This is a genomic window from Arsenophonus endosymbiont of Apis mellifera, from assembly GCF_903968575.1.
Classification (GTDB): domain Bacteria; phylum Pseudomonadota; class Gammaproteobacteria; order Enterobacterales; family Enterobacteriaceae; genus Arsenophonus; species Arsenophonus apicola.
Map to the genome: position 1 here is coordinate 25,395 of NZ_CAJCFU010000070.1, position 23,197 is coordinate 48,591.

At 38.6% G+C, this 23,197-nt stretch carries 17 protein-coding genes; 13 read left to right on the forward strand and 4 right to left on the reverse strand.

What is annotated here, in order from left to right; genetic code table 11:
- Positions 1-109 precede the first annotated feature (109 nt).
- Positions 110-1,636, reverse strand: a complete 1,527-nt coding sequence (locus H1X92_RS11495) for a sulfatase-like hydrolase/transferase (RefSeq protein WP_180560286.1) — start codon at positions 1,634-1,636, stop codon at positions 110-112.
- A gap of 204 nt (positions 1,637-1,840) precedes the next feature.
- On the opposite strand from H1X92_RS11495, the gene tadA reads away from it, so the two are divergent.
- Positions 1,841-2,335, forward strand: a complete 495-nt coding sequence (gene tadA / locus H1X92_RS11500) for a tRNA adenosine(34) deaminase TadA (protein ID WP_225507143.1) — start codon at positions 1,841-1,843, stop codon at positions 2,333-2,335.
- 79 nt (positions 2,336-2,414) lie between these two features.
- Here tadA and mltF read toward each other — a convergent pair whose 3' ends face one another.
- Entirely contained in the window at positions 2,415-3,866 is a 1,452-nt protein-coding gene (gene mltF / locus H1X92_RS11505) for a membrane-bound lytic murein transglycosylase MltF (RefSeq protein WP_180560287.1), read from the reverse strand.
- A gap of 265 nt (positions 3,867-4,131) precedes the next feature.
- On the opposite strand from mltF, the gene purL reads away from it, so the two are divergent.
- The 6 genes from purL to glnB all read left to right on the forward strand — a co-directional run bounded on the left by purL (position 4,132) and on the right by glnB (position 14,509).
- Positions 4,132-8,022 (forward strand): phosphoribosylformylglycinamidine synthase, encoded by a 3,891-nt coding sequence (purL, locus tag H1X92_RS11510; protein WP_180560288.1) that lies wholly within the window; start codon positions 4,132-4,134, stop codon positions 8,020-8,022.
- Positions 8,023-8,889: 867 nt separating this feature from the next.
- Positions 8,890-10,329 carry a sensor histidine kinase gene (locus H1X92_RS11515; RefSeq protein ID WP_180560289.1) on the forward strand — a complete coding sequence of 480 codons (1,440 nt, stop codon included), beginning with the start codon at positions 8,890-8,892 and terminating at the stop codon, positions 10,327-10,329.
- Between the two features lie 44 nt (positions 10,330-10,373).
- The gene (qseG, locus tag H1X92_RS11520) at positions 10,374-11,171 is read left to right on the forward strand and encodes a two-component system QseEF-associated lipoprotein QseG (protein WP_180560290.1); all 798 of its coding nucleotides are present in this window, start codon (positions 10,374-10,376) and stop codon (positions 11,169-11,171) included.
- The gene (glrR, locus tag H1X92_RS11525) at positions 11,168-12,505 is read left to right on the forward strand and encodes a two-component system response regulator GlrR (protein WP_180560291.1); all 1,338 of its coding nucleotides are present in this window, start codon (positions 11,168-11,170) and stop codon (positions 12,503-12,505) included. The genes qseG and glrR overlap by 4 nt, the downstream gene beginning before the upstream one ends.
- A 26-nt stretch (positions 12,506-12,531) precedes the next feature.
- Entirely contained in the window at positions 12,532-14,154 is a 1,623-nt protein-coding gene (locus H1X92_RS11530; RefSeq protein WP_180560292.1) for an NAD+ synthase, read from the forward strand.
- 16 nt (positions 14,155-14,170) lie between these two features.
- Positions 14,171-14,509 (forward strand): nitrogen regulatory protein P-II, encoded by a 339-nt coding sequence (gene glnB, locus H1X92_RS11535; protein WP_180560293.1) that lies wholly within the window; start codon positions 14,171-14,173, stop codon positions 14,507-14,509.
- A gap of 109 nt (positions 14,510-14,618) precedes the next feature.
- Here glnB and hmpA read toward each other — a convergent pair whose 3' ends face one another.
- The gene (gene hmpA / locus H1X92_RS11540; protein WP_180560294.1) at positions 14,619-15,827 is read right to left on the reverse strand and encodes an NO-inducible flavohemoprotein; all 1,209 of its coding nucleotides are present in this window, start codon (positions 15,825-15,827) and stop codon (positions 14,619-14,621) included.
- A gap of 287 nt (positions 15,828-16,114) precedes the next feature.
- Here hmpA and glyA point away from each other — a divergent pair, with 287 nt between their 5' ends.
- From glyA to H1X92_RS11555, 3 genes are all read left to right on the forward strand, one after another.
- Positions 16,115-17,368 (forward strand): serine hydroxymethyltransferase, encoded by a 1,254-nt coding sequence (gene glyA / locus H1X92_RS11545; protein WP_180560295.1) that lies wholly within the window; start codon positions 16,115-16,117, stop codon positions 17,366-17,368.
- An 89-nt stretch (positions 17,369-17,457) separates the two neighbouring features.
- Positions 17,458-18,609: a 3-phenylpropionate MFS transporter gene (locus H1X92_RS11550; RefSeq protein WP_180560296.1), complete on the forward strand. Its 1,152-nt coding sequence runs from the start codon at positions 17,458-17,460 to the stop codon at positions 18,607-18,609.
- 476 nt (positions 18,610-19,085) lie between these two features.
- Entirely contained in the window at positions 19,086-19,382 is a 297-nt protein-coding gene (locus tag H1X92_RS11555; RefSeq protein WP_180560297.1) for a hypothetical protein, read from the forward strand.
- Between the two features lie 254 nt (positions 19,383-19,636).
- On the opposite strand, the gene suhB is transcribed toward H1X92_RS11555, so the two are convergent.
- Complete coding sequence (gene suhB, locus H1X92_RS11560) at positions 19,637-20,440, reverse strand: inositol-1-monophosphatase (RefSeq protein ID WP_180560298.1); 804 nt, start codon at positions 20,438-20,440, stop codon at positions 19,637-19,639.
- A 125-nt stretch (positions 20,441-20,565) separates the two neighbouring features.
- On the opposite strand from suhB, the gene trmJ reads away from it, so the two are divergent.
- The 3 genes from trmJ (at position 20,566) to H1X92_RS11575 (ending at position 23,172) form a co-directional block, all read left to right on the forward strand.
- Complete coding sequence (gene trmJ / locus H1X92_RS11565) at positions 20,566-21,294, forward strand: tRNA (cytosine(32)/uridine(32)-2'-O)-methyltransferase TrmJ (RefSeq protein ID WP_180560299.1); 729 nt, start codon at positions 20,566-20,568, stop codon at positions 21,292-21,294.
- An 87-nt stretch (positions 21,295-21,381) separates the two neighbouring features.
- Complete coding sequence (iscR, locus tag H1X92_RS11570; protein ID WP_180560300.1) at positions 21,382-21,876, forward strand: Fe-S cluster assembly transcriptional regulator IscR; 495 nt, start codon at positions 21,382-21,384, stop codon at positions 21,874-21,876.
- An 81-nt stretch (positions 21,877-21,957) separates the two neighbouring features.
- Positions 21,958-23,172 (forward strand): IscS subfamily cysteine desulfurase, encoded by a 1,215-nt coding sequence (locus H1X92_RS11575; protein WP_180560301.1) that lies wholly within the window; start codon positions 21,958-21,960, stop codon positions 23,170-23,172.
- Positions 23,173-23,197 lie beyond the last annotated feature (25 nt).

Sequence of the window (23,197 nt, forward strand, 5' to 3'; positions counted from 1 at the left end):
GGCTTGAAGCGAAAATAAACACAGCTTATTTTATATTGTCTAGCGTAAATTATCACGCTAAAACAATAATATTATTACCTTATTAACCGGTTTGCTCTTTGGCATACTGCTATGGTGCCATATCGGCCGGTAATTTTGTATAGTCAATTCGTTTATTGCTAAAGTCAATGACACTATTTTGTTGTGAACAAATATCGTTTGAAATCATATTACAGGAATGGTCAATACTGGGATGGTCAATACCTGACCATTCAGAAAATAGACTTAAAAAGTTAATTCCACTTCTGGCAGCGTTGATGTACTGCCGGTCGTTAGAATTATAAGCACTAATAAACAGTGGTACTTCGTAATCCTGACGATATTGGTCGTTATGGGTGAGTTTAAGGTCACTCGGATTGTTTTTATTGACGAAACCCAGACCATGATCAGAAAAGTATATCATGCTCCATTTTGACTGGCTGTTAGTTAAATATTGATGAATCGTTGCTAGTAGCTTATCAGTATTTTTTATGCTCTGGATATAACATGAGATTTCTTTACTTTTATAAAAGATATCATAATGATTATCAGTTCTTACGCAGGCACGGGGATGGCTGCCAATTAAATGAACAATAATCAATTTTTTGGCAGGAGGAGCTTTGATTGCTGCCGCGATTTGCGGTAGCAATTCATCATCGTTGGTATCTTTACTATTATTATAACTTCCTCTTTTAAGGAAAAACGGCTGGTCGGCTTTTTTACCCATTGAGGCAATCGGTGTGTCATAGATACCAACCGCTCCCTGATTTGATAGCCAATAGGTGGTAAATCCCCATTTTTTAGCGAGTGCAATAATATTATTGGCTAATTTAGGTGGCTGAGCTAGGGAATGAGTTAATGATGGTACGGTTGTTGAGGCGGCTGAAATATAATGATTAAATATAATACCATTTGCACTATCCATAAATGGGGTATTATTAATTGGAAAGCCATAAACATGCATAAAGTCACGTCTGGCGCTTTCTCCAATCACTATAACATAGGTATCATAAGGTGTGGCAGCATTGTTTGGTTGGAAATCATCTTTCTGCGCAATTAAACTAAAAAGTTTTGTCGCCTCTTGTTTAGCATAGTAAAAATCGTTGATAAATTTAATTTCAGGATAACCACTATTTAAAATATCAAATTTACCCATTTCTTTATAATCTTTTATTGGACCATAGAGAAGAAACAGTACAAAGGTAATAAAAGCCCAAATCTTTATTTTTTTTGAGCTTTTAAGCTTAAATTTTGCACAGGAAAAACCGAACAGCAAAATAAATACTGAGCCGGCGTAAAGATAGTATGGAATATTAGTAATAAATTCTATTGCTTCATGTAAATTGGTATAAGTAACCGATGTTGCTATGGTGAGTGAGGGCGCACCGTACAGAAACCTGGCTGGAAAATATAGCGCTGCAATAACTGAGAATATGATAATAAACCCACTATATATTATCCGTAATGGACTGATAACGATGAGTAATGCGACGATACCCGCTGTATAGTTTAGCCTTGCTGGGTAGCCCATAGCATAATGAATTAGGCTGAATAATATAGTATGGAGCAATATTTTTAGCCAAAAATACTGATTGTTATTTATTAATTTTTTTATCATTTAATATACACATGTTAAATAGGTTATTATCTTTAATTTAAAGATGTGCAAGGTCAAATAGGCTAATTTTAAGTAATAGCATAGATTATTTTACAGATAGTTTATCAACGTGATTAACTATCTTCATTAGTTTCATTAAACCATAAATTGATATTATGTTATAACAATTTTTGTCGTGTAAGTTAATTTTTGAGGTTTTTATTCGTGGAGCAAGCCGAAAAAGATGTTTATTGGATGCAAAAAGCTATTTTACTCGCAGAAAATGCGCAAGCAAAAGGTGAAATTCCAGTAGGTGCAGTATTGGTACATGAAGATAAATTGATTGCAGAAGGTTGCAATCATCCTATTTCCGCTCATGATCCATGCGCTCATGCAGAAATTTTAGCTTTGCGCGCAGGTGGTCAATATTTACAAAATTATCGCTTACTTAATACTACCCTTTATGTGACACTAGAACCTTGTATTATGTGCGCTGGGGCTATGATCCATGCACGTATTGGTCGCTTGGTTTATGGTGCCCCGGATCAAAAAACCGGTGCTGCGGGATCAGTAATTGATGTTTTTAATCATCCTGATATGAATCATCGTATTTTGGTATTGGGAGGGATTTTGGCCGATGAATGTTCGGAGATGTTAAGTTGTTTTTTTAAACAGCGGCGAGCAGAAAAAAAGTTGGCCAAGAAAGCGCCACGTTGCTAAATTAAATCTGCCTAAGTAGCTTAGTGAGGCTACTTAGGCAGAAATAGAGGCTAATACTATTTAGTGATTTTTGGCTAAATTAATCACTACTCTCTTTTTTGCTACTGGTTCTAGAGAATAAAAGAGGATCCCTGGCAGCAAGCTGCATATTTTGATTCATTTCCTTATTCTGTAGGTAACCCACCAAGCTCTGGTGATAACGGCGAATATTTTCCACATAGCGATAGGCTTCATAACCACGCGCATAACCGTAAGTTAATTTAGCAAAATATTTTTTCTTGCTAAGTAAGGGAAGTCTGGCTTTTACATCTAACCAACTGTCTGGATCACCGCCTTGCATGCGTGTCAGTTTCCTGGCATCAAGCATATGTCCCAACCCCATATTATAAGCTGATAATGCAAACCAAATGCGATCATCAGGCGCAATAGTGGTTGGTAAGCGTGAAATTAGGTATTGTAAATAAGCGGCGCCACCTTTAATACTTTCCTCTGGATCCAGCCTATCTGACACACCCATAGTTTGTGCAGTAGGAACCGTTAGCATCATCAAACCACGAACCCCAGTTGGTGATGTGGCAAGTGGATCCCAGTGTGATTCCTGCCAGGAAATTGCTGCGAGTAGACGCCAATCCATATTTTCTGCATATTTTTTAAACAGATGTTTATAGGTTGGCAAAGTTTTATTAATCGCAGTAATAAAAGTAAGCGTATCAAAATAATCAAAGCTAGCTACATGGCCAAAATATTTTTCATCTAGGCGTGTTAAAAGTTCTTCTTCTTTGCTTTTATTGAAGAAGTCTAACATTGCTGCATTTAGACTATTATCTTTTGAACGTTTCATATACCAATTAAGGCTATGATCGTCGCTAACATTAAAAGCTACCGCAATGTTTGGATGAATACGTTGCTGCATGGCGACGACAATAGAGTTTTCTATAGTATAATCAATTTTCCCTTCGGCTAGCAGTTGTAATAACTCAGTCGCATTATAATGACTGGTTTCTTCCCATTGAAGATTAGGATATTTTTGCTTCAACCGTTGCAATGTACTAGCGTGTACTGAATCAATGGCAACGACAAACTTGCCTTTTACATCATTCAAGGATCGTGGACGATTTATCCCTTTACGATAAATCAGTTGTTGTGAAACGGTATAGTAGGCAGGGCCCGGCTGTGCTTTATCGAGGCGCTTCTCATTGTAAAGAAGTCCTGCAGTAATGAAGTCACTATTACCGTTTTCAAGATCATTAAAAAGTTGATTGATATTTGAACGTACATTGATACGTAGCTTTACGCCAAGGTAATCGGCAAAGCGTTTAGTCAGTTCGTAATCAAATCCGCTTGCTTCTTGCTTATCGTTAAAGGACATAAGTGGTGAATTAATGGTACTTACACGTAGTTCACCACGAGAAATAATTCTCTTCACCTGGTCTTGCTGCTGGTTGGGCCACTCAATATTAAGTGCAATGACACCAACAGAAATTATAGAGACGATAACGATAACAAGATAATTAATTCTAATATTAATCAAATGGTTATATCTCGTTAGTTAAACATATTATCTTAATTAAAATGACCAAATTATGGTCAATTTTTTAAGAGCCCGACATTTTGCTTAACAAAAAAAGGATTTGCAACGTAATTTAATCTATTTTACATATCTTTAACATTTCCCAGTGAGTGATAAATGTTCACGCAAACGGTTTCGTAACGGCTCATGATGCTTTATAATAGTCAGCCAGTTTTCCTGATACTTATCTTCAGGCCAGCTTTATAAGTTAAGAGAATCTATTACTATGGAACTTCTGCGTGGCTCACCCGCTTTATCGACATTTCGCATTACTAAGCTTCTTTCTTTATGCCAACAACAACAACTGCCGGTTATTGACATTTATGCTGAATATGTACACTTTGCTGAACTTGGTGCGCCATTAAATCAGGAAGATCGACAAAAACTGAGTCAATTGCTCCATTATGGCCCTTCATTAACTGAGCAACAGCCTAAGGGCCAGTTACTCTTAGTTACTCCACGGCCAGGCACTATTTCACCTTGGTCTTCAAAGGCAACGGATATTGCTCATAACTGTGGATTACAGCAGGTGATCCGGCTTGAGCGTGGCATTGCTTATTATATTATTTGTTCTGCGCCATTGGATATATCACAATTGGATGATTTATCTGTCATTTTGCATGATCGTATGGTTGAAGCTGTTTGGACTTCTTTTGAACAGGTAAAATCCCTCTTTATGCACCATAAGCCGGCGCCGATGGTAACGATAGAAATATTAAAAAATGGTCGTCGTGCACTGGAATTGGCAAATACTGAATTAGGGTTAGCGTTAGCCACAGATGAGATTGATTATTTAATGCATGCCTTTCAAGCATTAGGCCGGGATCCAACGGATGTTGAGCTCTATATGTTTGCACAAGCTAATTCAGAACATTGTCGGCATAAAATTTTTAATGCCAGTTGGGTTATTGATGGTAAATCTCAACCTAATTCTTTGTTTAGCATGATAAAAAATACTTATCAACAAACCCCTGATTATATTTTATCGGCATATAAAGATAACGCTGCCGTAATGGAAGGATCGAATATCGGGCGTTTTTTTCCTGATCCAGTAACCGGTAAGTATGATTATCATCATGAAAATGCGCATATTTTGATGAAAGTAGAGACGCACAACCACCCGACTGCCATTTCTCCTTGGCCAGGAGCTGCAACCGGTTCGGGTGGAGAAATACGCGATGAAGGTGCAACTGGACGTGGTGCAAAGCCTAAAGCAGGCTTGGTTGGATTTGCAGTTTCTAACTTACGTATTCCAGGCTTTAAACAACCTTGGGAACAAAATTTTGGCAAACCGCAACGTATTGTTAGTGCGCTGGATATTATGCTTGATGGGCCATTAGGGGGCGCCGCTTTTAATAATGAATTTGGGCGACCCGCTTTGTTAGGTTATTTTCGTACTTATGAACAACAAGTGGATAGTCATAATGGAGCAGAATTACGTGGCTACCACAAACCGATTATGTTAGCGGGTGGTATAGGTAATATTCGGGCAGAACATATTCAAAAAGGGAATATACCCGTTGGCGCTAAATTAATTGTATTAGGCGGCCCGTCAATGAATATTGGACTGGGAGGCGGCGCAGCTTCATCGATGACTTCCGGGCAGTCTGATATTGATCTTGATTTCGCCTCGGTACAACGTGATAACCCTGAAATGGAGCGTCGTTGCCAAGAGGTTATTGATCGTTGCTGGCAGTTAGGTAAGGATAATCCGATCCTATTTATCCATGATGTAGGCGCGGGAGGGCTTTCTAATGCCATGCCTGAGCTCGTGAATGATGCGGGTCGCGGGGGAGTATTTGAACTACGCCAAATATTGAATGATGAACCAGGTATGGATCCACGTCAGATTTGGTGTAATGAATCTCAAGAGCGCTATGTATTGGCAGTGTTACCTGAACAACTTCCTTTATTTGAGTCTATTTGTCGTCGAGAACGCGCGCCATATGCTGTAGTTGGTGAAGCAACGGAAAATCGGGATTTGGTTCTTAATGATAGTTATTTTAAAAACCAGCCTATTTGCATGCCGCTTGATGTTTTGTTAGGTAAAGCACCCAAGATGCAACGTGACGTTAGTTCTCAATATGCAGCCGGTAAACCGATTAATCGCGAGACGATAACTCTAACAGAAGCAGTTAAACGGGTATTACATTTACCCGCTGTCGCAGAGAAAACTTTTCTGATTACTATTGGTGATCGAAGTGTTACCGGAATGGTGGCGCGAGATCAAATGGTGGGGCCTTGGCAGATCCCGGTTGCTGATTGTGCGGTCACGACTGCTAGTTTAGACAGTTATTATGGTGAAGCTATGTCTATCGGTGAGCGCTCACCAATAGCACTTTTGGACTATGCGGCATCTAGCCGGATGGCGGTTGGAGAAGCGTTAACCAATATCGCTTCTGCTTATGTTCAGGAGCTAAAACGGGTGAAGCTTTCCGCTAATTGGATGGTCGCCGCGGGACATCCTGGTGAAGATGCAGGTTTGTATCAAGCTGTGAAGGCGATTGGTGAAGAGCTATGTCCAGCATTAGGTTTAACCATCCCGGTTGGTAAAGATTCAATGTCAATGAAGACCACCTGGCATGAAGGCGAACAGATTTGTGAGATGACCGCGCCACTTTCTGTTGTTATTACGGCTTTTTCTCGGGTTGAAGATGTTCGTTTAACGGTTACACCTGAACTGAAAAGTGATCAAGATAATGCATTATTATTAATAGATCTCGGCCAGGGGCATAATGCATTGGGTGGTTCAGCATTGGCGCAGGTTTATCAGCAATTAGGTGATCATGCACCGGATGTGCGTGATGCTAACTTATTAAGAGGCTTTTTTAATGCGATTCAGGCGCTTATAAAAGAACAAAAATTATTAGCTTATCATGATCGCTCTGATGGTGGCCTATTTGTTACATTAGCTGAAATGGCATTTGCTGGTCACTGTGGTTTGAATATTGATATCGGTCATTGTGATAAAGATATTCTTGCGGCTTTATTCAGTGAAGAATTAGGTGCAGTCATCCAAGTCAAGCAAGCGGATAGGGAAATGGTGGAAGCTTGTTTAGCTGAGCATGGATTGGCTGAGTGTGTTCAGTATATTGGTATGGCAATTAATGACGATATTGTTGCTATCAACAGCCATGGCAAAGAAATTTATCGTGAAAAGCGTAGTCAATTGCGATTATGGTGGGCTGAGACCAGTTGGCAAATGCAACGTTTACGAGATAATCCTGAGTGTGCCGATCAAGAACATCAAGCTAAACAAGATCTGACAGATCCGGGATTGAATGTAAAATTAAATTTTGATCCAGCAGATGACATTGCTGCGCCCTATATTATGACAAACCGCTCACCAAAAGTGGCTGTTTTACGTGAACAGGGGGTCAATTCCCATATTGAAATGGCGGCTGCATTTTATCGTGCAGGTTTTACTGCCATCGATGTGCATATGAGTGATTTGTTAGCTGGTAGAGTAACACTCGCTGATTTTCAGCTGTTAGTTGCCTGTGGCGGCTTTTCTTATGGTGATGTATTGGGTGCCGGAGAAGGCTGGGCAAAATCAATTTTATTCAATTCACGTGTACATGACGAATTTGCTGACTTTTTTACTCGCTCTGATACTTTATCTTTAGGCATATGTAATGGGTGTCAAATGATGTCTAATCTCCATCAGTTAATTCCAGGTGCTGAACATTGGCCACGATTTGTACGTAATCGTTCAGAGCGGTTTGAAGCGCGTTTTAGCTTGGTAAAAGTGATGGAAAGTCCTTCGCTATTTTTACAAGATATAGCCGGTTGCCAGCTACCAATAGCGGTTTCTCATGGTGAGGGACAAGTTGAGATGCGTAACATGGCTGATGTTAACCAGTTGGAAAAAAATCATTTAGTCGCGCTACGCTTTGTTGATAATTATGGTCAGGTTACTCAACAGTATCCTGCAAATCCAAATGGTTCGATTAATGGTATTACTGCGGTGACGAGCTTAGATGGGCGGGCGACTATCATGATGCCGCATCCGGAGCGAGTATTTCGTACAGTTAGCCATTCCTGGCATCCACCAGAGTGGGGCGAAGATAGCCCCTGGATGCGTATTTTCCGTAATGCTCGTCGTCAGTTGGGTTAATTAGATATTTTCTTCTGTGGCTAATTTTAGTGATAAAAAAATGGTTAGAGATAGGCGATAAAATGTAACGATAATTTTTTGATTGAAAATAAGTAGAATAGGTTTGATGATCAGCTAAATTTAGTTGAAACTCAATGTTAATTATTATTAAAATTAATTAATAATTGGTTAAATTGTTGGTTAAGTTCTCTAACTGTCGCTAATTGACAAGTAATCAAAATAAATTGTCTCAAAACGGAGACATTTAATTGTATGATTTTTTATTATTATCTCATTCACTCTATGAAATGTCGCAAATAGGCGACATTTTTACTAAAATAGAGGCATTAAATTTAACGAAACACCATTTTAAAACCTTAAAAATTTTATTTTTTATTAAATTTCAATCAATTATAATTTCTTTTAAAAAGATGGCATATAAAATGCATATTATGTTGGGTAGTTGCTCATTCAACTTTTTATGTCGGACCCAATGTAGAGGGATATATACCACATAAACCAGGAATGATGCCAAAAGTAAGGTGCCTACCGTCCAGCAGCATGATATTGCTTATTAACTGGCTTTATCAAACATCGGGCGACACGTGGAGTGAGGCACCATTTATAAAAATTCGCTGCTCTCCTCGCCGATATGGGCGGGGTGCAGTGAGTTATTAGATAAAGTATTTATTGCTGCTTTAGCCCATGAATATTATTTACCTTCCTTGTCTTACTTCCTTATTGATTATTTAAAATTTCATCCTTGATATTCGTGATTAACAGGCTGTTTTTAACATAACAATTGATTAGATATTTTTATTAAATTACGAGACAAATTCACTATCGCATAAAAGTTCTGTTACCATAATAGTATGAATAGGTAATGAGATGATTTCTTTGAATAAATGGCATTATTTTCCGCGCTCACTACGCCAACTGGTGGTGATGGCTTTTTTATTGGTTCTATTGCCATTATTAATATTGGCCTATCAGGCCTATCAAAGTTTAGATGAGTTGAGTAATCAAGCAGCTGATATTAATCGTACTACCTTGCTTGATGCCAGGCGAAGTGAAATCATGACCAGCACTGCGCTTGAAATGGAACGTAGTTATCGTCAATATTGTGTGTTAAACGATCAAACTTTTGCTGCGCTTTATAAGAAAAAACGGCAAGAATATAGTGATATGTTAGCGCGTCAACTGGCTATTTTGCCCGATAAAAGCCAAATCGCCACTATTCAAACCTTACTGGAAGATCTCTCCGATTTAAAATGCGAAAATAATTCGCCTATTCCAGAAATGGCTACGGCGCTTGAACGTTTTTCGGTTACCAATAACCAATTAGTACAATTAACACGGGATGTCGTATTTGGACGTGGTACTCAATTGCAGAATGCGATTGCTGAGAAAGGGCAATATTTTGGTTGGCAAACACTAATTGTCTTTTTATTGAGTGTATTATTAGTTGTTTTATTTACTAGAATGATTATTGGTCCGGTGAAAGCTATAGAGCGTATGATTAATCATCTTGGGGCAGGAGGAACACTTTTTACTAGATTAGAGCGTTTTAAAGGCCCCAGTGAACTACGTTCATTGGCTCAGCGTATAGTTTGGTTGAGTGAACGACTTCGTTGGCTGGAGTCACAACGACATGAATTTTTACGTCACATTTCTCATGAATTAAAAACACCTTTAGCCAGCATGCGTGAAGGGGCTGAACTATTAGCTGATGAAGTAGCAGGACCTCTAACTTTAGATCAACGAGAGGTTGTCGCTATATTGGATAATAGTAGTAAACATTTGCAACAACTTATTGAGCAATTATTAGACTATAATCGTCAGTTAGCTGATGGGCCGGCACAGATTCAGCAAATTGATTTAACCAAGTTGGTGGCAAATGTCGTTTCTTCACATAACCTAACGGCTAGATCTAAAAATATGCAAACTGAAATTGAGTTGAATATGACTCACTGTCGTGCAGAGCCTACATTTTTGGCTAGAGTGATCGATAATCTCTATTCTAATGCAGTGCACTACGGTTCTGAATCGGGTAAGATTTGGATAATAAGTAATGAAACTGATGATAAACTCCAAATCGATATCGCTAATACAGGAACACCCATTCCAGAAGCTGAACAAAATATGATTTATGAACCTTTTTTTCAGGGATCTTTATTGCGTAAAGGGGCAGTAAAAGGTAGCGGGTTAGGATTAAGTATTGCCCAAGATTGTATTAAGAGAATGAATGGTCAATTGTTGCTTATCGACTGTCCGTTTGCTGATGTCTGTTTTCGTATTGAACTACCACTAACCACAGAGTATGAATAATGCCAAATTGGTCTAATTACAACACCCTAATAGCCGCAGGGATAATGCGGAAAACATGGCATATTGCATCAGCTAGTCTAAGTTGTGAGGGATTTTTTTCCACTAGCTGGAAAATAAAGTTAACAACACTTTTTTTACCCTTTTTATTAATAGCATGTAGTAAGTCTCATCATCCATTACCTCTGGATATGATAAATGAATCGATGCCAATAGAAGAACGTATAACAGATTATCGCTACGTAAATTGTGAAAAAATATGGAATATAGACAGTGAGAATGCTACCGATAATCCGCTTTACTGGTTGAGAATAGTTGATTGCGCTAATCGATTGAATAAAGAGCAAGCGCGTTTGATGACTAAAACGATCCAGTTAATTAATTGGCAGAATGTTTTTCGTCATAGTATCTTACTCGATGTTACAGAACCAACAGTCATCGCCCGGCGTAAAATGATTGATAATTTGAATATTTATAGTTTGCAGTTTCCTGCACCTATTCGCCCACTATTAGAATTATGGCGCGAAAATCAAATACAGACTGTTAATCTTGAAGAAGCAAATGCTAAATATTTACGTTTACAACAAGAAAGCGATAATAAATTAGACCGTCTTACTGAACAAAATGCTCATCTCACCTATGAATTAAATATTATCTCACGTAAGTTGGAAAATCTGAAAGATATTGAACGACAACTTTCTTCACGTAAACAGGAACAAGCAGTAGCAAGCGGAAAAATGGATAAAAGTAGTGCCAATTCTGCACCAAATAGCACAGAGTCAAAAACACCAGATGTGACTAAAGAGTCGCATTCGGTTGATAAAAGTGGAGAAAATCCGCAATGACAGTGCATAAATCAGCCAACTTACTGTTGGTAGATGATGATCCCGGTCTGCTGAAATTATTGGGCATGCGTTTAACCAGCGAAGGATTTAAAGTGGTTACCGCAGAAAATGGTGCGGATGCCTTGAAAATTTTAGCAAAAGATAAAATTGATCTGGTAATCAGTGATTTGCGTATGGATGAAATGGATGGCATGGCACTTTTTGCTGAGATACAGAAACAACAGCCAGGTATGCCGGTTATTATTTTAACGGCACATGGTTCAATCCCTGACGCGGTAGCTGCAACACAAAGAGGGGTATCAAGTTTTCTTACTAAGCCGGTTGATCGTGATGCCCTTTATAAAGCGATTGGTGAAGCCTTGGCTATGTCAATTTCCGTTTCTGATGAAAATTGGAGTGAAGAAATTGTCACCCGGAGCCCGATAATGCTTCGTTTATTAGAACAGGCACGTATGGTGGCGCAATCTGATGTTAGTGTATTAATCAATGGCCAAAGTGGCACCGGTAAAGAAGTATTGGCGCGTGCAATTCATCGTGCTAATTCTAGAGCTAAAAAGCCCTTTATTGCAATTAACTGTGGGGCTTTACCTGAGCAGCTTTTAGAATCTGAGCTGTTTGGCCATGCCAAAGGCGCTTTTACCGGTGCGGTTACCCATCGTGAGGGTTTGTTTCTTGCCGCGCAAGGGGGAACATTATTTCTTGATGAAATTGGTGATATGCCTTTGTCGCTTCAAGTGAAACTATTACGGGTTTTGCAGGAACGTAAAGTACGCCCTTTGGGCAGTAACCGGGATCTAGATATTGATGTTCGAATTATTTCAGCCACTCATCGTGATTTACCAAAGGCAATGGAAAAAAATGAATTTCGAGAAGACCTCTATTACCGTTTAAATGTGGTAAATATCAAAATTCCTGCCCTTAATGAACGTCCAGAAGATATTCCTTTATTAGCTAATCATTTGTTAAGGGAATCAATAAAACGTCATAAACCTTTTGTGCGTAGCTTATCGAAAGATGCGATGAAATGTTTAATGGCGGCAAGTTGGCCGGGTAATGTAAGGCAATTAGTGAATGTGATTGAGCAGTGTGTTGCATTAACCACGGCGCCAGTTATTAGTGAAGCATTAGTCATGCAGGCGCTGCAAGGCGAGAATACCGCATTACCTACTTTTGTTGAGGCTCGCAATCAATTTGAACTGAATTATTTGCGCAAATTATTACAAATGACAAAAGGCAATGTTACCCACGCAGCACGTATGGCAGGTCGCAATCGAACTGAGTTTTATAAATTATTAGCCAGACATAAACTGGATGCTAATGATTTTAAAGAATAATTATTATGTCTGGAGAGTGAAATTTTATGAACCGAACGCTGAATATTGCACTAGCACAATTAAATTGGCTGGTAGGTGATATTGAAGGCAACTGTGAACGCATGTTGCAGGAAGCTAAGGCTCAACAGTTACAGGGTGCGGATCTTATTCTGTTTTCGGAATTGGCTTTAACTGGCTATCCGCCGGAGGATTTACTTTTTCGGTCGGATTTTTACCAACGTTGTAACAAACAGCTTGATCGCCTTCAAGAGGCTAGTCAAAATATAGCCATTGTCGTAGGTCATCCATGGCAGCAAAATGAAAAATGTTATAATGCATTGTCATTTTTCTGGCAGGGACAAATGGTGGCGCGTTATTTTAAGCAACAATTGCCTAATTATGGTGTTTTTGATGAAAAGCGCTATTTTTATGCTGGTCACGAAAGTTGTGTATTATCTTTTAAAGGTTATAAATTAGGTTTTTTAATTTGTGAAGATGTTTGGTTTGATGAACCAGTTGATAAAATTAAAGCATTAGGCGCTGATGTTCTGATTATCATTAATGCTTCACCTTATAATCGCGAAAAACCCCATATCCGTACAAAGTTATTAAAATCTCATAGTCAAAGAACGCATTTGCCAATTGTCTATTTAAACCAGGTTGGCGGGCAGGATGAACTTATATTTGATGGTGGCTCAAAAGTATTTAATGGAAAGGGTGAGGTAACGCATTATTTAGCGCAGTTTGCTGAGCAAGTTATCCTGTGTAAATTTAATGATTACGAACCGCTGCCAGTAGCTAATTTAGCTAAAACTTTATCGCCTACCGCTCAAGTTTATGAAGCATTAGTCATGGCAACCCGTGACTATATTAATAAAAATGGCTCCTCTGGCGTTATTTTGGGATTATCAGGTGGAATTGATTCAGCTTTAACCTTGGCTATTGCAGTAGATGCTTTAGGAAAAGATAAAGTTCAGGCTGTAATGATGCCTTTTAAATATACAGCTGAGATAAGCATCCATGATGCCAGAGAACAGGCAGAATTGTTAGGGATTGAATTTGCGATAGTATCTATTGAAGCTATGTATGATGCATTTATGGCTGGTTTGTCGCCCTTATTTGCAGACATGACTGCCGGCACAACCGAAGAGAATTTGCAGGCTCGCTGTCGGGCTATTATTCTGATGGCAATATCCAATAAGAGTGGCCGTTTAGTATTAACGACCAGTAACAAAAGTGAATCGGCAGTAGGTTATACTACTCTCTATGGTGATATGGCCGGTGGTTTTGCGGTATTGAAAGATGTACCGAAGACGTTAGTATTTGAGCTGGCAAAATATCGTAATACCATTTCAGCAAACATCCCTCAGCGCGTGATTGAGCGGCCACCTACTGCTGAGCTAGCGCCAGGGCAACTCGATCAGGATAGTCTACCACCTTATCCTGTGCTGGATGCGATCTTGGAAGGTTATGTAGAACAGGATAAATCGGTCAGTGAATTAGTTGCGGCTGGATTTGATGAGGTAACAGTACGTAGGGTGATCAAGCTAGTTGATATTAATGAATATAAACGACGTCAAGCACCAGTAGGTCCGCGCGTTACAATTAGAAATTTCAATAAGGATAGGCGTTACCCAATTACTTCGGGTTTTGGTCGTAAAAACTGGTGATAATAGGATAAATTTGATGAAAAAAATTGATGCAATTATCAAACCTTTCAAGTTAGATGATGTAAGAGAAGCTTTAGCCGATGTAGGCGTAACCGGAATGACAGTCACGGAAGTAAAAGGGTTTGGACGGCAAAAAGGTCATACAGAACTTTATCGCGGTGCAGAATATATGGTTGATTTTTTGCCTAAAGTAAAAATTGAAATTGTTGTTTCAGACGATATTGTTGATAGTTGTGTCGAGACGATAACGCAAACCGCACAGACAGGAAAAATTGGTGATGGTAAAATCTTTGTTTATGATATTGCTCAGGTGATCCGAATTCGAACCGGTGAGCAGGATGAAGCGGCTATTTGATTTTAAAGGGTAACAGATGGTTGAAAGTTACAAAGGAGTTGATATGGAATCTGTAACCTCCTATCCCACCTGTTACCACTTATCTTGCTTTTAGTGTTGGTTTTAATGGTTATTGTCTATTTTCCTCAATAACTTTATGTGGCCCAAAACACTCATAATGGATGTGACTGGTATTTACTCCCATGGCGAGCAACTGTTTGGCAATAAATTGCATAAAGTTGACAGGGCCACAGAAGTAGTAATGCATATTTTTAATATTAAGCCGTTGTTTTACTTTTGATAGATTCATTAGTCCTTGATATTGATACTGTTCGTGTTGTCTATCTTGCTCTCGCGGATTGTTATACCAAATGGCACTGAAGCCATGGATAAAATCAGTTAATTTATTTTTCACTTCATTAGCAAAAGCGTGATGTCCGCTATGCTCTGTCGCATGTAGCCAATTTAATGGTGCTGCATGTTGTTGTTGATATAGTTTTTCCAACATACTTATCATCGGCGTTAAGCCGACACCGGCTGAAATCAGTGTCACTGGCGTATTGCTATTGGCCGTCAGAAAAAAATCTCCGCAGGGTGGTGCCAGTTTGACGATATCACCTTCGTTTATCTCGTTGTGCAGATAGTTTGATACACTACCTTTTTCTTCACGTTTTACCGCTATAGAATAACTTTTACCATTAGGCGCATTAGTTAATGAGTATTGCCGAATTTGTTGATTGGTTAGTTTTTCACGATCTTGTAAATAAATGGTTAAATATTGTCCTGGTAGAAAATCGACTACCTCATTACCATCTTCTGGAATAAATTGAAAACTGGTAATTGTTTCGCTACGAGGGATCTTTTTAGCCACTTTGAAGCGACGTAAGCCACGCCAACCACCGATACTTTTTTCATTTGTTTTATAGATTTGTTCTTCACGGTTAATAAAGATATCGGCCAGCACAGCAAAAGCTTTAGCCCAGGCCTCAATAATTTCTTTTCCAGGCTGAAATAGCTCATCAATGGTATGTAGAAGATGATGACCAACAATCGAATAATGTTCAGGTTTTATATTCAGACTAGCGTGTTTGTGGGCAATTTTTTCAACGGCGGGTAGTAAGGCAGAAACATTATCAATATTGGTGGCATAGGCGCAAATGGCATTAAATAACGCTTCTTTTTGATCCCCATTAATTTGATGACTCATATTGAAAATATCTTTTAATTCAAGGTTATGTTGAAACATACGTTGATAAAAATGAGCAGTTAATTTAGGGCCGGTGGAGACTATGAGAGGAATAGTTGATTTAACGGTCGCAATAGTTTGAGTATCAATCATATAAAATTCCTAAATTAGCTAATGGTTTTAAAGTTGCATTAAAAATGCAACTTAAATTGTTTCCGATTAAAAGTAAATAATTAATTGTAAAAATGAGATTGAGTTAGCGTATTTAAGTTGGCAATAAAATCGCTATCGAGAAATGTTTTATTTGATGCTACATATATAGCAATCGTTTGCGTAATTTTTTATTTTGGGGCTATCTCAGTGAGCTAAAAGAGTTTACACTGTGTGCTATTCATTTAATTGAATAGCGATTTAAAATGTGGCTGAGTCAGGAGAAGTAAATGTTAAAGCGTGAAATGAGTATTGCAGATTATGATCAAGAACTATGGCAGGCAATGGAAAATGAAGTTAAGCGTCAGGAAGAGCATATTGAGTTAATCGCTTCAGAAAATTATACCAGTCCAAGAGTTATGCAAGCTCAAGGTTCCCAACTTACGAATAAATACGCTGAAGGTTATCCAGGGAAGCGTTATTATGGTGGTTGTGAGTATGTTGATATTGTTGAACAACTCGCTATTGATCGCGCGAAAACTTTATTTGATGCGGATTTTGCTAATGTTCAGCCACACTCAGGTTCACAAGCTAATACTGCTGTTTATATGGCCTTATTGCAGCCCGGCGATACGGTATTAGGCATGAATTTGGCACATGGTGGACATTTAACCCATGGATCACCGGTCAATTTTTCCGGTAAGCTTTATAATATCGTTCCTTATGGTATCGATGAAAAGGGTAAAATTGATTACGACGATATAGCCACTCAGGCACAAAAATATAAACCTAAAATGATTATTGGTGGTTTTTCCGCTTATTCAGGCGTGGTAGATTGGGCTAAAATGCGTCAAATTGCAGATAGTGTAGGTGCTTATTTATTTGTTGATATGGCGCATGTCGCTGGTTTGATCGCTGCTGGTGTTTATCCTAATCCTGTTCCTCATGCACATGTTGTGACCACCACCACCCATAAGACTTTGGCCGGCCCTCGCGGTGGTTTGATTTTGGCTAAAGGTGGTGATGAAGAGTTTTACAAAAAACTAAATTCTGCTGTATTCCCTGGCGCTCAAGGTGGTCCGCTAATGCATGTTATTGCTGGGAAAGCGGTTGCACTAAAAGAAGCGATGGAGCCTGAATTTAAAACCTATCAACAGCAAGTGGCTAAAAATGCGAAAACGATGGTTGATGTTTTCATCAAGCGTGGTTACAAAGTTGTTTCTGGTGGAACTGAAAACCATTTATTCTTATTAGATTTAGTGGATAAAGGGATCACCGGTAAAGAGGCGGATGCCGCACTGGGTCGTGCTAATATTACCGTCAATAAAAATAGTGTACCAAATGATCCAAAGGGTCCATTTATTACTTCAGGTATTCGTATTGGTACACCCGCCATCACTCGTCGTGGGTTTAAAGAAAAAGAATCTGCTGAATTAGCTAATTGGATATGTGATATTTTGGACAATATTGATAATGAAAGTGAGATTCAAAATATAAAACAAAAAGTATTGTTAATTTGCCAGCAGTTTCCGGTTTATGCATAAATAAGTTAAAATTTTGTTATCCGTTTCAGCCTGTTTTAGTTATTTACTGAAATGGGCTTTTTACATCGATAATTAAATGGCAATAAATAATGATTATTCCATCAACACGTTGGCTTGCGTTAGATTATTTCACTTATTTTTTTGCTTATGGCATTTTTTTGCCTTTTATCGCAATTTGGCTAAATAGTGAAGGGCTTGAGGCCGATATAATCGGTATTTTGTTAGCATCGGGCCTAATTGCGCGTTTTATTGGTTCTTTGCTGATCGCACCAATAGTAACAGGATCCCGTCACCTAATTACCACCTTGCGTCTATTTGCTGGTTTAACACTGATTTTTGCAGTTGGATTTACCGTTAGTTCACATTGGTTATGGTTATTATTTATCATGTTGGCTTTTAATCTTTTTTTTTCACCGATGATACCTTTAACCGATGCGTTAGCCGCTAGTTGGCAAAAACAGATAACATTTGATTATGGTAAAGTGAGGGTTTGGGGTTCGATTGCATTTATTATTAGCGCTTCTTTGATCGGTTATTTAGCGAATAACTGGGGACATAAAATAATTATCTATGCATTACTTGTCAGCATAATAATTATGCTGTTGGCGATGTTATTACAACCTACTATTATGCCTAAAGCTACTTATCGCCAGATCGCCAATACAACTATATCATTGAAGCAATTATTGCTTGAGAGCTCAGTTTGGCGTTTTTTACTGTGCACAACCTTATTACAGAGTTCTCATGCCGCTTATTATGGTTTTTCTTCAATTTATTGGAAAGAAGTGGGTTATTCCGATACTACTATTGGTCTGTTATGGGCTTTAAGTATTGCTGCTGAAGTGATTGTATTTACCTTTAGCTATGTGCTTTTTCGTCATTGGCAGGCAAGTGGATTATTATTGTTAGCAGCAAGTTGTGCGGTTATTCGTTGGGGATTAATGGCTAGTTTTACCGCTTTACCAATATTGATAGTGAGCCAACTTTTACATAGTGGTACTTTTACTGTTTGTCATCTTGCGGCAATGCGTTTTATTAGTGGACGTAGCGAAGATGAAATTATTCGTCTACAAGCATTTTATTCGGCATTGGGGCTAGGAGCGGGGTTAGCGATAGTGACAATCGTGGTGGGTTTTGTGTATGAATTTTTCCCTTTTCACCATAACTGGGTATTTTGCTTAATGTCATTGATTGTCATTCCAGCATTATTTATTCGACCGAGTGAAAAATCACATCAATAAATTTGATGGTATAGTCGAACTAGTTAGCTAAACTTGTTCATTTAACTTGAATAACAGATAAATATTAACCAAGGATGCAAATAAAATTTTTTATATTAAAACTAAGCAAGTTGGCCAATCATTAAAATCCTCCTTTGCTAGCAAACAGCAATTTAATATTCCCTCATTACGTCTATTGCTTACGACTTTAATGGCGAATTGCTGATTAAATCTTTTCCACCATGTTGAAATATATAACTTATCACGCAAGCGTATTATATCCAAAATTACTTTGTCTGGTTGATAAATTATATTAATAAAATTAGTTATTTAATATTATTTATATATATATTTATTACAAAAATGTATAAAAAACATAATGGAAATGATTATTATTTGCTTTATCATTAGCAACATTGCGATTTAGATTATTCAACTCAATCGTAATGAATAAGGTCATCTATTAATTAGGCGTCACAATACCCTAGGAGATTGAAATGAATTATTCAGTAAAATACGGATTATTAATATTATCAATTTGTTACATGATTTCAATTTTGTTCCCTTCCATGGCGATGGCGGCCAATGACAAAAAAGATAAGCAATATATGTGTCACGGTTGGCACGGTTATCCAAACAAGCAAATGGATTTATTTGATCAGCCTGTTACTGCTGCTAATGAAAAAGAAGCCTTACAATCAGCGATGGGGCTAATAGGAGAGAAAGTTAAAGCGTCTAGTGATGCTAATCAGAAAATTCATACTCAAAGATGTGATGAACTTTCAGCTCAGTAAAGTTAACTAAAAGCGTTGGTAAAATACCCCTTAATACCTAAATAGGGTTAGGGGGTTTAATAGACAATCATTCTATAAGACGGCATCGACAATAACAGCAAATCTGGAAAATATTTGCCAGTTTATCTAAGCAGCTAAGTCGTGGCGAATCTTATATCTATTTGAGAGCCGCCGCCAACGAGTTAATGACAAAACCACGTCATCAAAGATTACAAACTAAATAATAAATATTGGCTAGGGCTATTTTTATTTTTTTAGCTTTTTAGTGGATCGCTTAACTCAGTCTGTATTTCTGGTACCATTTTTTTCACCATACGTGGACTGCCTGCCAGCAAATTGCCTGAGCAGAGATAATTATGACCGCCAACAAAGTCAGTTATAATACCACCTGCTTCACGTACTAACAGCTCACCGGCCATAAAATCCCATGGTTTTAAGCCAATTTCAAAAAAGGCATCGACGCGACCAGCCGCAACATAAGCTAAGTCTAAAGCTGCTGACCCTGTACGGCGAAAATCGGCGCATTTTTTAAATAGTTTAGCGATAATATTAATATATGCGGCTGAATGTTGTTTCGCTTTGAAAGGAAAACCCGTGGCAATAATTGCCCCTTCTAATTCATTGGTATTTTTAAGACGAAGGCGGTAACCGTTTAATTGTGCTCCTTGGCCACGTACTGCAGTAAATAGCTCATTAAGCATAGGATTATAAATGGTGGCAACTTCTGTACGGCCGTTAATACGTACCGCGATAGAGACGGAAAAATGGGGTAAACGTTTAGTAAAATTGGTTGTGCCATCCAAGGGATCAATAACCCACTGAATATCATTCTTCTCACCAAGTATTTGACCACTTTCTTCAGTAATAATGGTATGGGTAGGATAAGATTTCTGGATGACTTCAATAATAATTTGTTCCGCTTTTTTATCGATATTGGTCACAAAATCATTTTGGCCTTTTGCCATTATTTCAATAGAATCCGGTTTTTCATAGCTTTTAGCAATAAAGTTGCCTGCTTGGCGAGCTGCTCGAATAGCAATAGTTAGCATTGGATGCATGGGTTATTTCCACTGGAATGTTAAAGAACAAGGATTAAGCAAAGGTGGCAGTATAACAGAGATTCGTCAACATGACTATGATTGTGGTAGAATAGCCTGATGATCAACGCCAAATAAAGACAATTATGTTAGAAAATATTCGCATTATTTTGGTTGAAACCTCGCATACTGGAAATATGGGATCAACTGCCCGGGCGATGAAAACGATGGGACTAACTAATTTATACTTAGTTAATCCACTTATTTTACCGGATTTACAAGCTATTGCATTATCTGCTGGGGCCAGTGATGTGATTGGTCAAGCGACTATCGTGGCGACATTAGATCAAGCTGTACTTGGATGCAGTTTGGTAATTGGAACTAGTGTGCGCGCTCGTACTTTATCATGGCCACAGGTGACACCACGAGAGTGTGGTGAAAAAACCATTCGTCAGGCAATAAATTCCCCGGTGGCTATCATTTTTGGCCGCGAACGCGTTGGCTTAACCAATGAAGAACTACAGAAATGCCAATATCATCTTCATATTCCAACCAACCCTGAATATGGTTCACTCAATTTGGCAATGGCTGTTCAATTGATCAGTTATGAAATTCGTATGGCATACTTGACAATAAATGAAAAAAAATCCTCGGTGGATAATAAAGATAAGGTACAATATCCGCCAATTGAGGATATAGAACGTTTTTATATCCATCTTGAAGCAGTGCTCAATGCATCTGGATTTATCAGAAAGCGTCACCCTGGACAAATCATGAATAAATTGCGACGTTTATTTACTCGAGCGCGTCCTGAAATGCAGGAACTCCATATTTTGCGTGGTATTCTCACATCAATTGAAAAATGGCATAAATAATAGTTGAGTAAAATACTAGGTTAAATAGTTGACTAAAATACTCAGGAATGACACAATTTTTGTCACATTTAACTATGGGGATATATTATGAGACTAACATCTAAAGGACGCTATGCAGTAACAGCCATGCTGGATGTGGCATTGCATTCAAAGACTGGGCCAGTGCCATTGGCTGATATATCGGAACGCCAGGGAATTTCGCTTTCTTATCTTGAGCAACTGTTTTCTCGACTTCGCAAAAATGAATTAGTTGCCAGTGTTCGTGGCCCTGGTGGCGGATATTTATTAGGTCGGGAGGCAAAAACTATTTTCATCGCTCAAGTTATTTCTGCTGTTGATGAGTCGGTTGATGCAACTCGTTGTCAGGGAAGAAAAGAAGGATGCCAAGGTGGAGAGCGTTGTTTGACCCATGCATTGTGGCGTGATTTAAGTGACCGTATTACCAGTTTTCTTAGTAATATTAGCTTACAAGAGTTGGTCAATAATCAAGAAGTACAAGAAGTTGCTGATCGTCAAGATAACGATAAACATCCGGTGAGAGCGACTCATCAATCTGAACCCATTATTAATATGCAAGCATAAATTGAACGGTTCAACAAAATAGAGTAATTGCAAAGTAATAAAATTTTGAGACGTTTTTCGTCTTATGGAGCTAGTGAGTTAATGAAACTACCGATTTATTTAGACTACTCGGCGACCACACCGGTTGATCCTCGTGTCGCTGAAAAAATGATGCAGTGTATGACTATGGATGGCAATTTTGGTAATCCGTCATCCCGTTCTCACGTTTTTGGCTGGCGGGCTGAAGAGGCTGTTGATATTGCGCGTAATCAGATTGCTGAGTTAATTAATGCGGATCCGCGCGAGATTGTTTTTACTTCAGGAGCGACTGAATCAGATAACTTGGCTGTGAAAGGGGTTGCCAATTTTTATCAGAAAAAAGGCAAACATATCATTACCAGCAAAACTGAGCATAAAGCAGTTTTGGACACTTGCCGTCAACTTGAGCGTGAAGGTTTTGAAGTGACTTATCTTTCGCCAAAAAGTAGTGGTCTTATTGATCTACATGAACTTGAAGCCGCTATGCGTGTGGATACAATTTTGCTGTCAATCATGCATGTTAATAATGAGATCGGTATTATTCAAGATATTGCCGCTATGGGTGAGCTTTGCCGCAATCGCGGTATTATTTTTCATGTTGATGCGACCCAGTCAGTAGGTAAATTACCGATTGATTTAAATGAACTAAAAATTGATTTAATGTCTTTCTCAGCACACAAACTGTATGGACCAATGGGAATAGGCGCACTTTATGTACGTCGTAAACCCCGTATTCGACTAGAAGCCCAACAGCATGGTGGTGGTCATGAACGAGGGATGCGTTCAGGGACATTACCAGTACACCAGATTGTAGGAATGGGTGAAGCTTATCGGATTGCTAAAGCAGAAATGGCAGTAGAATCTGTTCGATTACGCGCCTTACGCCAACGCTTATGGAACGGTATTAAGAATATTGAAGAGGTTTATCTTAATGGGGATCTGACCAACGGCGCTCCTCATATTCTCAATGTTAGTTTTAACTATGTGGAAGGTGAATCATTGATGATGGCGCTTAAAGATTTGGCGGTCTCATCAGGTTCAGCATGTACATCGGCAAGCCTTGAACCTTCATATGTACTAAGAGCATTGGGAATGAATGATGAGTTAGCACATAGTTCAATTCGTTTCTCTTTTGGTCGATTCACTACAGAAGAAGAAATCGACTATGCCATCGAGCTAATCCACAATGCGATAGGTCGGCTGCGCGATTTTTCTCCCCTATGGGAGATGTATAAGCAGGGTGTCGATCTTAATAGCATCGAATGGGCTCATCATTAATAGACGAATAGACGGTTTCAGGAGT

Excerpts from the sequence above, each read along its gene's own strand:
- H1X92_RS11495 (WP_180560286.1), bottom strand. The coding sequence starts at position 1,636 with ATGATAAAAAAATTAATAAATAACAATCAGTATTTTTGGCTAAAAATA.
- purL (WP_180560288.1), top strand. The coding sequence starts at position 4,132 with ATGGAACTTCTGCGTGGCTCACCCGCTTTATCGACATTTCGCATTACT.
- H1X92_RS11515 (WP_180560289.1), top strand. The coding sequence starts at position 8,890 with ATGATTTCTTTGAATAAATGGCATTATTTTCCGCGCTCACTACGCCAA.
- qseG (WP_180560290.1), top strand. The coding sequence starts at position 10,374 with ATGCGGAAAACATGGCATATTGCATCAGCTAGTCTAAGTTGTGAGGGA.
- glrR (WP_180560291.1), top strand. The coding sequence starts at position 11,168 with ATGACAGTGCATAAATCAGCCAACTTACTGTTGGTAGATGATGATCCC.
- H1X92_RS11530 (WP_180560292.1), top strand. The coding sequence starts at position 12,532 with ATGAACCGAACGCTGAATATTGCACTAGCACAATTAAATTGGCTGGTA.
- glnB (WP_180560293.1), top strand. The coding sequence starts at position 14,171 with ATGAAAAAAATTGATGCAATTATCAAACCTTTCAAGTTAGATGATGTA.
- hmpA (WP_180560294.1), bottom strand. The coding sequence starts at position 15,827 with ATGATTGATACTCAAACTATTGCGACCGTTAAATCAACTATTCCTCTC.
- glyA (WP_180560295.1), top strand. The coding sequence starts at position 16,115 with ATGTTAAAGCGTGAAATGAGTATTGCAGATTATGATCAAGAACTATGG.
- H1X92_RS11550 (WP_180560296.1), top strand. The coding sequence starts at position 17,458 with ATGATTATTCCATCAACACGTTGGCTTGCGTTAGATTATTTCACTTAT.
- H1X92_RS11555 (WP_180560297.1), top strand. The coding sequence starts at position 19,086 with ATGAATTATTCAGTAAAATACGGATTATTAATATTATCAATTTGTTAC.
- suhB (WP_180560298.1), bottom strand. The coding sequence starts at position 20,440 with ATGCATCCAATGCTAACTATTGCTATTCGAGCAGCTCGCCAAGCAGGC.
- trmJ (WP_180560299.1), top strand. The coding sequence starts at position 20,566 with ATGTTAGAAAATATTCGCATTATTTTGGTTGAAACCTCGCATACTGGA.
- iscR (WP_180560300.1), top strand. The coding sequence starts at position 21,382 with ATGAGACTAACATCTAAAGGACGCTATGCAGTAACAGCCATGCTGGAT.
- H1X92_RS11575 (WP_180560301.1), top strand. The coding sequence starts at position 21,958 with ATGAAACTACCGATTTATTTAGACTACTCGGCGACCACACCGGTTGAT.